This window comes from Paenibacillus sp. FSL R5-0475 (assembly GCF_038004585.1).
Lineage (GTDB): Bacteria > Bacillota > Bacilli > Paenibacillales > Paenibacillaceae > Paenibacillus_AQ.
In genome coordinates this window covers 3,343,543-3,356,860 of sequence record NZ_JBBORK010000001.1, presented here as the reverse complement: position 1 = coordinate 3,356,860, position 13,318 = coordinate 3,343,543, and the positions used below count along the sequence as shown (strand labels likewise).

The window sequence follows — 13,318 nt, the reverse complement described above, 5'->3', positions numbered from 1 at the left end:
AATTTTAAATATCTTCACATTTTTTTTCAATATAGTATATACACCTGTGATATACTACTGTTTGTAATTAGAACAGTGTTAGTAGAACGTCAGGCTCTGGTGAGCTCTTAGCAGCTATGACTTTGGATCATTCTGTTTACATTTTTTCATCTTTGAGAGGAGGACGTTTCTTGAAATTACGTCTTGTACCTGTACTGATAACGTCTCTACTGTCGGCTATGCTATTATTCGGAGGATTCTTTTTATATCGTCAGTTTGCTTTACAGGAACCGCTCCAAAAGATTGTAACCGGATTTGAGGGAGTAAATACTTCACATATTAGTATTAACCGCGATGAGGTCACTTTGAAACTTGATTTGCAGCCGGGCACGAATTTACGTGATCTAGTATCGTATGTATCCAAAGAAGGAAAATCAGTGATTGAAGGACGTAAACTTAAACTCGATGTGGAGCAAAATTCAAGTGAACTATTGGATGATTACTGGGATAAAGCGATGTTCTCTGTAGCTGAAGCCATGGAGAGCCGTAAATATACGATTATACCTACAGAACTTGATAGATTGAAACAGCAAAATACGGAATTTAAAGATGTGATAGCATCTACTGATATCGACGACAACAATGTGTACGTAAGCTTGAGTAATGGAAAAGAAAGCAAATTTATTATTTTGCCGCGAAAACCTGCGACCTTGGGGGTATGGAATAATGCCTAAGTACCTTAAAGAAATTTTACTCGGATTTATTCCTGTGCTGTTTATTTTCATGGCTTTTTTAGGTATTAATATATTCCCGATTGTTATAGCAGCTGGAATGCTTACTGCATTACTTATAATTGCTCATTTGCGTGGCGGGCTTACGGTGAACGCTGGTGCGGGGAAGAAACGCCAGAAGGAAGGGCCTTCAAAGCTCACTTTTGAAGAAATTGGTGGGCAAGACAATGCGAAGCAAGAGCTTCGTGAGGCACTCGATTTTTTGATCCGGCACGAGGAGATTAGTAAATTTGGGATTCGTCCTTTGAAAGGGATTCTGCTCACTGGCCCTCCAGGAACAGGTAAGACCCTTATGGCCAGAGCAGCAGCGCATTATACAAACTCCGTATTCGTAGCTGCATCAGGTAGTGAATTTGTAGAAATGTATGTTGGTGTCGGGGCTGGTCGGATCCGCGATTTGTTCAAGGATGCTCGTAACCGTGCTGTTAAGGAGAACAAACAAAGTGCCATTATTTTTATTGATGAAATTGACGTAATTGGCGGTAAGCGCGAAGGCGGTCAGCAACGTGAATATGATCAGACCTTAAATCAGCTATTGACCGAGATGGATGGTATTTATAATAACGAAACTCCGCGTATTTTGCTGGTAGCTGCAACAAACCGGAAAGAAATGCTTGATTCAGCATTGTTACGTCCTGGACGCTTCGACCGTCATATTCAAGTGGACATGCCTGACAAAAAGGGCCGCAAATCGATTCTCGAATTGCATGCGAAGAATAAGCCTCTTCATACAGAGGTGAGTCTCGACAAAATCGCTGAAGAAGCCTATGGCTTTTCCGGTGCTCAGCTTGAAAGTGTCATGAATGAGGCTGCGATTTATATGATGCGTGAGGACTTGACGAAAGTTGAGCAGCGGCATCTGTCGATGGCGATTGACAAGGTAATGATGGGTGAAAAAACGGATAGAGAAACAAATCATGAAGAGAAAAAGAGAGTCGCCATTCATGAATTGGGACATGCCATCATGGCAGAGCTCCTTCGTCCCGGAAGCGTTAGTCAGGTTACGCTGACTCCGCGTGGGCAAGCCCTTGGTTATGTGCGACATAATCCTCAGCAAGAGCAGTATTTGTACACCAAAGATTATCTCGAAGATCAGATTATGATTGCACTTGGTGGAGCAGCTGCTGAAGAAATGTATTATGGTGGACGAAGCACAGGTTCACGCGGTGATTTCGATCAGGCGCTGAATATTGTGGAAACGATGATGAAGTCAGGTTTAACTTCGCTGGGTATCGCTAAGCTGGAAATGGTTACCACTGAAGAGCTTATGAAGGAAAATAGTAAGATATTGGATGAGCTGATGACACGCACTCGTGAGCACCTTGAAAAGCAACGAAATGTATTTGATTACTCTCTTGACATTTTAATGAAGGAAGAAGTACTCTCTGGAGAGCAATTTCGATGTCAATTTCGTGACAGCGTCCTTTTACCAGCATAAATATTTATGCTGGTTATTTTTTTTTACTTTTCAGGCATGCTAAGATATCATTATATGTCGGGCTTTATAAATTTTTGCGACAGACAAGGTACAATACAAAAGTATAGATACCTGAAAGGATGGAGACTTTTTTATGAATTTCAAAAAAATAGGTGTCATCGGCGGTGGCACAATGGGACAAGGTATTGCTGAAATGTTAGCAGCCAAAGGCCTGGATGTATTACTAGTGGAGAAAACCGCGGAGAAACTGGACTACTCTTACGAAATGATCGAGACAAGTCTAGATAAGCAACTGGAGAAATGGGCGATCACTCAAGCTGAGAAGAAGCTGATTCTTAGCCGCATTCAAAAAGTGACACATTTCGCGGAGCTCAGCTCTTGTGACATGGTTATCGAAACCATTGTTGAGGATTTGGAAGAAAAGAAAAAGATTTTGAATCAATTGGATCAAGTATGCCCGAACCACATTATTCTTGCCAGCAATACATCAACACTTAGCTTGACTGAACTTGCAAGTTCTACGATGTATCCGGAACGCGTGATCGGAATGCATTTCATATATCCTGTAGCTAAAGTGGATCTTGTAGAAATCGTACGTGGTCTGAAAACATCAGATGCTACTTTTGAAGATACAAAATCCTTTGTTGATGAGATTGTTGAGAAAAAAGGTGTAATGATTTATGAATCCCCAGGATTTGTAACATCACGCCTCATTTGCTTGTTTATCAATGAAGCTATGCATGTACTGCAAGAAGGCGTTGCCTCCGCACAGGATATTGACGATGCTATGCGTATTGGTTATCAATTCCAATATGGACCGCTTGAAATGGCTGACAGATTTGGCCTGGATTCGGTACTTGCGGCACTCGAAAATATGTTCCGTGAATACGGAGAACTGAAATACCGTCCTTCTACAATTCTTAAGAAGATGGTACGTGCAGGACAACTGGGTATGAAATCAGGAGAAGGCTTCTTCAAGTACGACAAGGATGGTGACCGTGTATGAATATTTTAGTTATTAACTCAGGTAGTTCTTCTTTGAAATATCAGCTGTATAACATGACCGATGAATCGGTTTTGGCTAAGGGTTTGGTTGAACGTATTGGGATGGATTCCTCCATTCTGAATCATAAACCTACTGGCAAAGCGGAAGTGACAGAAGTAAGCGAAATTCTGGAACATAATACTGCGATCCGTAAAGTCCTTGCTTGTCTTACAGACAAAGAGCATGGTGTAATTGAATCTATTAAAGAAATTGATGCTGTAGGTCACCGCGTAGTGCATGGTGGCGAGTTCTTCAAATCCTCCGCACTTGTGGATGCTGACGCAAAAACGAAAATTCGTCAATTGTTTGACCTTGCACCACTGCATAACCCAGCAGCAATGATGGGGATTACGGCTTCTGAAGTAAATATGCCAGGTGTACCGCAGGTTGTTGTATTCGATACTGCATTCCACCAAACCATGCCTGAAAAAGCTTATATGTACGCTATTCCTAGAGTATTGTACAATAAATATAAAGTTCGTCGTTATGGCGCACACGGTACATCACACGACTTCGTAAGCAAGGCTGCTGCGGAGTACTTAGAGCGTCCACTGGAAGATCTGAAGATCATTACTTGTCATATCGGTAACGGCGGTAGTGTAACTGCAGTTCAAGGTGGAGTGTCCGTGGATACTTCCATGGGTATGACCCCTCTGGAAGGTTTGATGATGGGTACTCGCAGTGGTGATCTTGACCCAGCAATTGTCCCTTACGTGATGAACAAGGAAGAATTGTCCGTAGGCGAAGTTAACTCCATGTTGAATAAACATAGTGGCCTCTTAGCAATTTCGGGCGTAAGCAGTGACATGCGCGATATTATTGATGGTATGGAAAAAGGTGAGCCTAATTCCACACTAGCTTTTGAAATGTATGAGTACCGCTTGCGCAAGTATATCGGTTCATATACGGCTGCCATGAACGGTGTAGATGCGATCGTATTTACTGCCGGTGTTGGTGAAAATGCTTCATTGCTTCGTGAGAAACTGCTAAATAACCTTACGTTCCTGGGTATTGAGTTGGATGCTGAAGCTAACAAAGTACGTTCCGGCGATCCACGTCGTATCTCTACGGAAGATTCCAAGGTACAAGTGCTAGTAGTTCCGACAAACGAAGAACTTGTCATTGCACGTGATACACACCGTATTGTGCAAGGAATTAACGGCTAAATTAGAGGAGAGATTGAAGGCATGGCTAACAAGAGTGTAATTAAGAACGTGAATGAACATGTTGGAGAGAGTGTTGTTATCGGTTGTTGGGTAAACAACAAGCGCTCCAGTGGTAAAATTCAGTTCCTGCAGCTTCGCGATGGTACAGGTTATATTCAGGGAGTTGTAGTGAAATCAGAAGTGCCTGAAGAGGTATGGGATGCAGCTAAGAGCCTCACACAGGAAAGCTCTTTGTATGTGACCGGAATTATCCGCGAGGAACCTCGCAGTCAATCTGGTTTTGAAATGACTGTAACTGGAATTGAAGTTCTGCATCTTACAGAGAATTATCCAATTACTCCGAAAGAGCATGGCGTAGATTTCTTGATGGATCACCGTCACCTTTGGCTGCGTGCCTCGAAGCAACGGGCTGTTCTGGTAATTCGTGCGGAAATTATTCGTGCAATCCAACAGTTCTTCAACGAGAGTGGATTTACAAAGGTGGATCCTCCGATTCTGACGCCAACGTCAGCAGAAGGAACTACTAACTTGTTCCACACGAAGTACTTCGATGAGGACGCCTATCTAACACAAAGCGGACAGTTGTATATGGAAGCTGCGGCAATGGCACTAGGCCGTGTATATTCCTTTGGACCAACTTTCCGTGCAGAGAAATCTAAGACTCGTCGCCACTTAATTGAGTTCTGGATGATCGAGCCAGAAATGGCCTTTACAGATCACGAAGAAAGCTTGAAGGTTCAGGAAGAATTTATTAGCTTCGTAGTGCAATCTGTATTGAAGAATTGCCGTGCGGAGTTGGAAGCGGTAGGTCGCGATATTTCCAAGCTGGAGAATATCAAAGCACCATTCCCACGCATTACTTATGACGATGCGATCAAGTTCTTGAACGATAAAGGCTTTGAAGATATTGCTTGGGGTGATGATTTCGGTGCACCTCATGAAACAGCAATCGCAGAAGCATACGATAAACCTGTATTCATTACTCATTATCCTGCTTCTTTCAAAGCGTTCTATATGAAGCCAGATCCAAACCGTCCGGAAGTCGTACTGTGTGCGGATATGATCGCTCCAGAAGGCTACGGAGAGATTATTGGTGGTTCACAGCGGATCGATGATCCTGCGCTGCTTGAAGAGCGTTACAAAGAGCATAATCTTTCGATGGACTCTTACAAATGGTACATGGATCTGCGTACTTACGGATCTGTACCTCACTCTGGTTTTGGACTTGGACTTGAGCGTACTGTAGCTTGGATCTGTGGCCTTGACCATGTACGTGAGACTATTCCATTCCCACGTACACTGTACCGTCTCTACCCATAAGTTCTTATATTTGAAGGGGGACGTTCATGGACGGCAAAGGATGGAGTACCTGGGGCGAAGGCGTCTCCTTCGGTCTGGAGAACGGAATGGCCGTCATACCTTACGCATTACTGAAGTATTACCGGAAGCTGAATTTAAGCGGAAGTGAAGCTATGCTGCTGATACATCTGCTTTCTTTCAGGCAGGTGGAAGGGATTGACTTCCCTTCTCTTGAGGAGCTTCAGGTTGTAACTGGCCGTAGCATATCTGTACTAGCAGGAGAGTTGCAGAAGCTTATGAAGGAAGGTTTTATTAGCATCGATGGAGACAACGATGAGCTAAGAGACATCCATTATGAACGCTACAATTTCTCAGGGTTATACGGAAAGCTTGGTGCTTATCTAGCGACAGTTGTACAAGAGCATGAGCAAGATAAGCACGTAGGTGGCTATGCAACGTCGGCACCTCGAGCTGCTTCAGGGGGTGGATTCGGCGGAAAGCCCCCCTCATCTCCTTCTCAACTTGGGGCTGAAGAGGAAAGCCGAAATCTATTCAGTATTTTCGAAAAGGAATTCGGACGTCCGCTATCTCCAATGGAGTGTGAGACGATATCCAGTTGGGTGGATCAAGACCGGTATCCCGAGGAGCTGATTCTGTTAGCGCTGAAGGAATCTGTATTTGCAGGAAAGGTTCATTTCCGTTATATTGATCGAATATTGCTGGAATGGGCCCGCAACCGGGTCAAGAACGCTCAGGATGTAAAGAACTATACACAAAAATTCCGCAATGGCGGAAGATAGATAGATTAGGAGAGAACCGCACTGCTTTAGCCCATCGCTAAAGTCAGTGCGGTTCTTTTTAATATTTTTATAAAAAAATGCAGGGGTAGTTGTTATCGGGCGCGTCTATTGCTGTGGGAAGGAGGGGAGAGTCATTGAAGAAGAGGTATTAATCCAGCGGATTTGCCAAGGTAACGAGGATGCGTTCCGTCAATTTGTAAATACATACAGTCAGCAAATTTACAAAATTACTTATTCTGTATTACGCGATGTCAAAATGGCTGAAGATGCTGCTCAGGAAGCTTTTTTACAAATGTACAAATCTCTCCCTGACTACCGTTATCAAGGCTTAAAGTCATGGATTACACGGATCGCCTTAAATAAGGCAATTGATGCGAAACGTAAACGTGATCGACTTAGGGAACTTCCTGTTGACTATGAGCTTGTACTGAGCCAGACCGCTTCCAACGAAGAGGATGTGTTGTCAGGTGTTATACGCCGTGATCGGATGGATCGGCTGCTCGGTGAAATCAATAGCCTGCCTGAAACTCATCGTGAAATTATGGTGGCTTATTATCTGGAACATAAAAAATATGATCAGATTGCTGCAGAGCAGGGAATTTCCCTGAAGACGGTAGAGTCCAGATTGTATAGGGCGAGACAATGGATCCGAAATCATTGGAAGGAGGACGAATGGCTATGATGAAGCGTGGAGACGATCTAATCCAACGGGAACAAGCGAAATCTTATATTGAAGGTCACATGGACGAGGCGACCAGAGAAGATTGGGAACAGTTGCTGCTGGAAGATACGGAAAGTTTTATTTCATACATGGAAATGTTGGATCAGCTACAGGAGGATCTGCCTTCATTGGAGAATTCGTCTATTTTTACAGAGAGGGTTATGGCAGATTGGGCTAAAATGACGGAATCTTCAGCAGCATTGGAACAAGTGACGGTTGAAGAAGGGGGACGGCGATATCGCTGGTATGAAAAGACAATCTTTCATTATGCGGTTGCCGCGTCACTTACGCTGTTGATAATGTCATCTGGTATGTTTGATAAGCTGCACACAGGTCAAATGGAGCTAATGATCCCTAAAAAAGATAATTCCCTATCATTTAGCGAGCAAGTCATACAGGCAACTAGCGGATGGTTGGATCAGCTAATGGGCAGCAGAAAGTGATGAGAGGAGAAATGAAATATGCAACAGCAGCGTAGTAAATTAAAAGCTTTTTTTCTTAATTTGATTCCTGGAGCAGGTCATTATTATATGGGAAAACGCCCACAGGGAATTGTTTATCTTCTGTTAAGCTTTGGCATCTTATTTATGTCATTCTTAATAGCTGTGGCTGAAGGTGCCGAGGATATTCTATTAATGGGTGTGATAGGGTTCCTACTTATTGGGATGGTTTCGATGGTGCATCTGGTGGTTAAAATGCTCCAGATGCCTGCTCCTGCAATAACTCCAGATGGATCGAATTTTGATTTTTCTTCAATGCCCGTTAAGACAGACGATAATGAGCGTGTACATGTAATTTTATTATCGTTCATTCCAGGATTGGGTCATTTTCATATGGGGTTGATGCAGCGAGGATTGTCTTTCCTCATTTCTTTCTTCGGTTTCATGACCGTGATGTTATTCCTGGCAGGGATTACGTCAAGTGATGTTTTCCTTCTCCTGTTTGGCGTATTACCAGTGATTTGGTTATATTGTATGTTTGATGCGGTTCAGTTAATCCATCGTAAGCAAGCTGGAGAAGAAATGGTAGATCGTACTTTATTCGAAGAGATGGAGGCTGGTCGTGAGGAGGGGCGCCGTAGCAAAGTTTTGGCTACATTGCTTTCTGCTTTTCCGGGTGCCGGACAAATGTATCTAGGATTGCAAAAAAGAGGATTACAGCTCATGCTGCTATTTCTAGGGAGTATTTATGTCATGGACCTACTGCGTTTAACGCTGCTATTCTTCCTCATTCCAGTCATTTGGTTTTACAGTTTGTTCGATGGCTTACAGCTTGTCAGCCGACATGGACGTGAACCTTTACAGGATAAGCCAGTCATAGAAGGATTTTTAAATCATCAAGGATGGCTTGGAGCTGCTCTGATGTGTCTAGGACTGTATTACATTGTAGTTAATGTCGCAGTTCCTGCGCTTGATATCAGATTTCCTGGATGGCGTTTAGAGTATATAGTCAATGAATATTTCAGGACCTTTATCGTATCTGTGCTGTTGATTGGCGGTGGTTTGAAGCTGATGGCGGGAAGCAAGAACAATAAAGGGAGAAAAGGGACAGGTGGTCATTCTTGAATAATCCGACAGAATTACAGCAAGGAGTTAATGTTTCAAGTGAGCGTCCGGTTGCTGAAGATAAATCAAGACGCTGGCGTGTGGGAACGTTGTCGATGGGATTGAGCCTTTTATTTCTGGGAGCACTAATCATGGTCTCGCAGTGGAGGGGCGCCGAAGTGTTTGAGACGACGCTTGCTTGGTGGCCGATCATTTTTATATTATTAGGCTTAGAAATTGTAATATACACTTTATGGTTTCGTGGAAAAGGAAAAATGTATTATGACGTGCTAAGCGTTCTGTTTGTTGGGTTTATAGCTGTATGTTGTCTGGTTTTTGCAGCATTTAGTTCTTTAGGATTAACACAGGAATTTCGCCGTACCGTTTCAGCAGTGCAAGAAAGTTACGCATTGCCAGATTGGAAGGGAGCCGTTCCAGAGGGCGTTAGTACCATCATTATCCAAGCTGCAGAGCCTTATGGGATTAAAGTAGATCAAACGGGTGGAAACGAGCTGAATGTATTCGGGAGTTATTCTTCAAATAAAGGAAAGCTACAAGAAGCACAAGAGCAACAGCTGCTTCAAACTAAGCATGTTGGGAATACGCTATACATCATTTTAGGGGAAACTCCTAGAAAACTGCTATTCGATAATTCTCGGAACACACTGGACGTGACTGTTGGGGCTCCGGCTAATGTTAAAGTGATTGTTCGAGATACTTATGGAAATGTTGTAACGGGATAATCATGGCCTTAAATTTAAAAAAAAGATCGCTTCCTGACCAATGTGGTATGGGAAGCGATCTTTTTATTTTACGAATGCAGCTCTTTCTCAAGCGCAGCGCCCATTTCACGGGAACGTTCGGCACAGCGATTTACTGCCGCGATGACAGTTTCAAAAAATTCTCCTTGCTCGAGTACTTCTATCGCTGCTTGTGTAGAGCCATTCGGGGATGTGACCTTCTTACGAAGTGCAGCTGGATCCTCGCCCGTCTGTTGTACCATTCTAGCAGCGCCAAGAACCGTTTGAACTGTTAACTCCGTGCTTTGATCAAGCGGCAGTCCGCCCCGTATACCGGCAGCGATCATTGCCTCCATCATGTAATAAATGTAGGCAGGTCCACTGCCGGAAATACCCGTTAAGGTCTCCATGCGTTCTTCATCAATGACTGTTGTTAGTCCGACAGCTTCAAAGATGTTGAGTGCAAGGCGTCGTCCTTTCTCATCTACTTCTTTGGAAAAGGCTATGCCAGTGGCACCAAGACCTATGGAACTAGAAGTATTCGGCATAGTACGGACGATGGGTTGCTCTTTGCCAAGCAGACCTTGCATCGTTCGAATGGACAGCCCAGCAATTACAGAGACTATGATCTGATCAGGTGAGAGAAGTGGGCTGAGTCCCCGAAGTACTTCTGCAGCGTCTTTTGGTTTCATAGCCAACACGATTACTGGTGAATTCCTTAGATAATCTGTTTTTTGTTCAGGATCATTTGTACCTATTACGCCGTAACGGCTTCTTAGTTCTGCCAGACGTTCACTACTGCTACGGTTAAGCATAATAACATTATCGGATTTTACGATACTACGGCTAATCATCCCGCGAACGATGGCTTCTGCCATAGAGCCTGCGCCATAAAATACAATATTATGATTCATAAGTGGAATGGAAGGTTGCTGACACATGGCTCAAAATCCTCCTAAAAGTGGTGTAATTAAAAACGGATGCATGGACACTAACCCCGAATTTGACCTGTTCCGTAAATCTTATATTTGGTTGAAGTAAGGGCAGGCAGACCCATCGGTCCACGGGCATGGAGTTTCTGTGTACTAATGCCGATCTCTGCACCAAATCCAAATTCAAAGCCGTCTGTGAAGCGGGTTGAAGCATTGTGATAAACAGCTGCAGCATCAACCTCCTGTAAGAAGCGTGAAGCGTTATCCGGATCTTCTGTTACGATACATTCCGAGTGCTTCGTGCCATACTGGGCGATATGCTGCATAGCTTCGTCTAAATCGCTGACGATTTTGATATTCAAGATATAATCATTATATTCAGTAGCATAGTCCTCTAATGTTGCAGGTAATGCCCATGGGACAAAGGATAATGTTTCCTGGCAGCCACGTAATTCAACGTTAACATCCCGGAAAGCTTCGGCCAAAGAAAGCAGATACTCGTTTGCGTAATCCTTATGAACGAGTAGCGTCTCCATGGAATTGCAAACTGAAGGGCGCTGTGCTTTGGCATTCAGACTAATGTTCTGAGCCATTTCTGGCAAAGCGCTTGCGTCGAGATAAGTATGGCAGATGCCTGCACCCGTTTCAATGACGGGCACGGTTGCGTTAAGCACAACATTTTGAATCAGAGAACTTCCTCCGCGAGGGATAATCACGTCAAGTAGTCCGTTGAGCTTAAGCATTTCATCAACGGAGGAACGGTTGGGATCTTCGATCAACTGTAGCGCATTTTTCGGCATTGAAGTATTTGCTAGAGCGTTGTGAAGAACCTCGACAATTTGTCGGTTGGAGGACAGGGCGGAGGAGCCACCACGCAACACAACAGCATTACCAGTCTTTAGACACAGACCAGCGGCATCAACAGTTACGTTTGGACGTGCTTCATAGATGATGCCGATGACACCGAGTGGAACACGGAGTTTCTGGATGTTGAGACCATTTGGACGTTCAATAGTTTCTAGCGTGTCACCAATTGGATCAGGTAATACAGCGATTTGTTGAAGTCCTTCTGCGATACTGTTAATTCGGCCTACATCTAACGCTAGTCGATCAAGCATGGACTCGGGAGTACCACTTAAGCGTCCGCGTTCCAGATCTTCCCGGTTGGCAGCAATGATAGCTGGAGCTTCACGACGCAGCGCATCAGCCATAACTAAGAGTGCTTCATTTTTTTGGCCGGTAGTTAGACTCGCTAATACTCCGGTGGTTTCCTTGGCTAATTTTGCTTTATTGACAACTTCACTCATGACGATTCCTCCTTAAATTTGTATGGGCAAAATTTTTACCTCAATGTAATCCATTCGTCACGGTGAATGACCTCCAGCCGGTGTACTTCTCCCAGCTTCGGTACAATCTGACGGCTGGGTAAACCTTGAATACTGCGCAGCTGAGTGTCATCGTAATTCACAATCCCGCGTCCCAGCAATTTGGAGTCTGGTCCAAGGACTTCTACAACATCCCCAGCGTGAAAGTTACCTTCGATCTGCTTGACGCCGACAGGCAGCAGACTATGACCGCCATGAAGCAGCGCTTCAACGGCGCCTTCGTCAACGTACAGGGAGCCGAGTGGGGTGGACATAAAGCCAAGCCATTGCTTTTTAACAGGTAAAGAAGATAACTTGGTTGCAAAATAAGTACCTCGGCCCGAGCCTGTCGCTGCGAGTTGTAAATCCCCTGGTTCGGTAGCTCTCCCAACAAAGACGGGCACACCGCCTCGTGTAGCGATCTTGGCAGCATCGATTTTTGAACGCATGCCACCTGTCCCCACACTAGAGCCAGCTCCACCAGCAATAGCATAAATCTCCGGCGTAATATCATCAACGAACTGATAGCGAACAGCGTCGGGATGTTTCCGAGGATCTCCACTATATAAGCCATCCATGTCAGTTAAGACGAGCAATCTGGTGGCTTTCAGCAGGTTAGCTACCAGCGCGGACAAAGTATCGTTATCACCGAATTTTAACTCATCAACGGAGACGGTGTCATTCTCGTTAAATACGGGTACCGCTCCTAGGCGAAGCAGCTCTTCTACCGTCATCATCGCGTTGTTCATAGCTCTGCGACTACAAAAGTCGGTACGGGTTAGTAGGATCTGTGCTGTGGTTATTCCATGCTCGGCAAAAGCTTCCTGATATGCCTGCATGAGCAGTACTTGGCCTACAGCAGCAGCTGCTTGCTTCTCATGCAGCAGCTTCGGACGTGTAGGATAACCGATACTGCGAAAGCCTGCGGCTACAGCACCGGAGGTTACTAATAACACCTCGCAGCCGTTTCTCTTCAATTCGGCAATCTCTGAAGCGAAGAATGACACGGCTTCGCGATTCAATCCGCCTTCTGTTCCAGTCAGTGAGCTGCTGCCTATTTTGACTACGATTCGTGTCGTCATATCTGTTCACTTCCTCAGTATTTTTATAGATGCTGAAAACGACAAAAAGCCCCCATCCTTAGACTTAGCAAAGGACGAAAGCTTGTAAACTTCCGCGGTACCACCTTCATTGATGAGGGATCATCCGACTTCATTCTCGTAACGGGAGGATCCGTCCTGCTTAGCACAGGCCGCTCGGGGGTAGGATTCGGAACGAAAACCGCGGTAAATTCTTTCAGCCTGTCGGAATTTACTCTCTAGGCGCGGTTAGACTCATTCTTACTGGTCCCGTCTGCACGTTTCACTTATTTTCAATAGAATACCATGGAGATGGTTGCTTTGCAAAGGAAAAACGAAGGAACTATTTCTCGCATTAGAAAGCTTTGATTATTCTGTTTAACCTCTAAGTAAAGGTATAATCTGTTACCAAGAGGTGGA

The 13,318-nt window shown here is 44.4% G+C and carries 13 protein-coding genes; 10 read left to right on the top strand and 3 right to left on the bottom strand.

Features of this window, described 5'->3' with window-relative positions; translation table 11 throughout:
• Nucleotides 1-170: 170 nt before the first annotated feature.
• From MKX41_RS15035 to MKX41_RS14990, 10 genes are all read left to right on the top strand, one after another.
• Nucleotides 171-713: a hypothetical protein gene (locus tag MKX41_RS15035; protein ID WP_042190109.1), complete on the top strand. Its 543-nt coding sequence runs from the start codon at nucleotides 171-173 to the stop codon at nucleotides 711-713.
• On the top strand, nucleotides 706-2,208 hold the full coding sequence (locus tag MKX41_RS15030; RefSeq protein WP_076284584.1) for an AAA family ATPase: 1,503 nt from the start codon (nucleotides 706-708) through the stop codon (nucleotides 2,206-2,208). The genes MKX41_RS15035 and MKX41_RS15030 overlap by 8 nt, the downstream gene beginning before the upstream one ends.
• Before the next feature lie 133 nt (nucleotides 2,209-2,341).
• Nucleotides 2,342-3,214, top strand: a complete 873-nt coding sequence (locus MKX41_RS15025; RefSeq protein ID WP_042129488.1) for a 3-hydroxyacyl-CoA dehydrogenase family protein — start codon at nucleotides 2,342-2,344, stop codon at nucleotides 3,212-3,214.
• A complete protein-coding gene (locus MKX41_RS15020) occupies nucleotides 3,211-4,419 on the top strand; it encodes an acetate/propionate family kinase (protein WP_042190106.1) in 1,209 nt (402 codons plus the stop codon). Before MKX41_RS15025 ends, MKX41_RS15020 begins: the two co-directional genes overlap by 4 nt.
• Nucleotides 4,420-4,440: 21 nt before the next feature.
• Complete coding sequence (gene asnS, locus MKX41_RS15015) at nucleotides 4,441-5,739, top strand: asparagine--tRNA ligase (RefSeq protein WP_036676308.1); 1,299 nt, start codon at nucleotides 4,441-4,443, stop codon at nucleotides 5,737-5,739.
• Between the two features lie 26 nt (nucleotides 5,740-5,765).
• Nucleotides 5,766-6,518: a DnaD domain-containing protein gene (locus tag MKX41_RS15010; RefSeq protein WP_060622747.1), complete on the top strand. Its 753-nt coding sequence runs from the start codon at nucleotides 5,766-5,768 to the stop codon at nucleotides 6,516-6,518.
• A gap of 94 nt (nucleotides 6,519-6,612) precedes the next feature.
• On the top strand, nucleotides 6,613-7,200 hold the full coding sequence (locus MKX41_RS15005) for a sigma-70 family RNA polymerase sigma factor (protein ID WP_179085770.1): 588 nt from the start codon (nucleotides 6,613-6,615) through the stop codon (nucleotides 7,198-7,200).
• A complete protein-coding gene (locus tag MKX41_RS15000; RefSeq protein ID WP_340971520.1) occupies nucleotides 7,197-7,682 on the top strand; it encodes a hypothetical protein in 486 nt (161 codons plus the stop codon). The genes MKX41_RS15005 and MKX41_RS15000 overlap by 4 nt, the downstream gene beginning before the upstream one ends.
• 18 nt (nucleotides 7,683-7,700) lie before the next feature.
• On the top strand, nucleotides 7,701-8,804 hold the full coding sequence (locus MKX41_RS14995) for a hypothetical protein (protein ID WP_340971518.1): 1,104 nt from the start codon (nucleotides 7,701-7,703) through the stop codon (nucleotides 8,802-8,804).
• Nucleotides 8,801-9,526, top strand: coding sequence for a hypothetical protein (locus MKX41_RS14990; protein WP_340971517.1), 726 nt, complete (start codon nucleotides 8,801-8,803; stop codon nucleotides 9,524-9,526). The genes MKX41_RS14995 and MKX41_RS14990 overlap by 4 nt, the downstream gene beginning before the upstream one ends.
• A gap of 68 nt (nucleotides 9,527-9,594) precedes the next feature.
• On the opposite strand, the gene proC is transcribed toward MKX41_RS14990, so the two are convergent.
• Genes proC through proB form a run of 3 tightly spaced genes read right to left on the bottom strand, consistent with a single transcriptional unit; the run spans nucleotide 9,595 to nucleotide 12,901 of the window.
• A complete protein-coding gene (gene proC, locus MKX41_RS14985; RefSeq protein WP_340971515.1) occupies nucleotides 9,595-10,464 on the bottom strand; it encodes a pyrroline-5-carboxylate reductase in 870 nt (289 codons plus the stop codon).
• Between the two features lie 50 nt (nucleotides 10,465-10,514).
• The gene (locus MKX41_RS14980) at nucleotides 10,515-11,762 is read right to left on the bottom strand and encodes a glutamate-5-semialdehyde dehydrogenase (RefSeq protein ID WP_042190094.1); all 1,248 of its coding nucleotides are present in this window, start codon (nucleotides 11,760-11,762) and stop codon (nucleotides 10,515-10,517) included.
• Between the two features lie 35 nt (nucleotides 11,763-11,797).
• Complete coding sequence (gene proB, locus MKX41_RS14975) at nucleotides 11,798-12,901, bottom strand: glutamate 5-kinase (protein ID WP_042190091.1); 1,104 nt, start codon at nucleotides 12,899-12,901, stop codon at nucleotides 11,798-11,800.
• Nucleotides 12,902-13,318 lie beyond the last annotated feature (417 nt).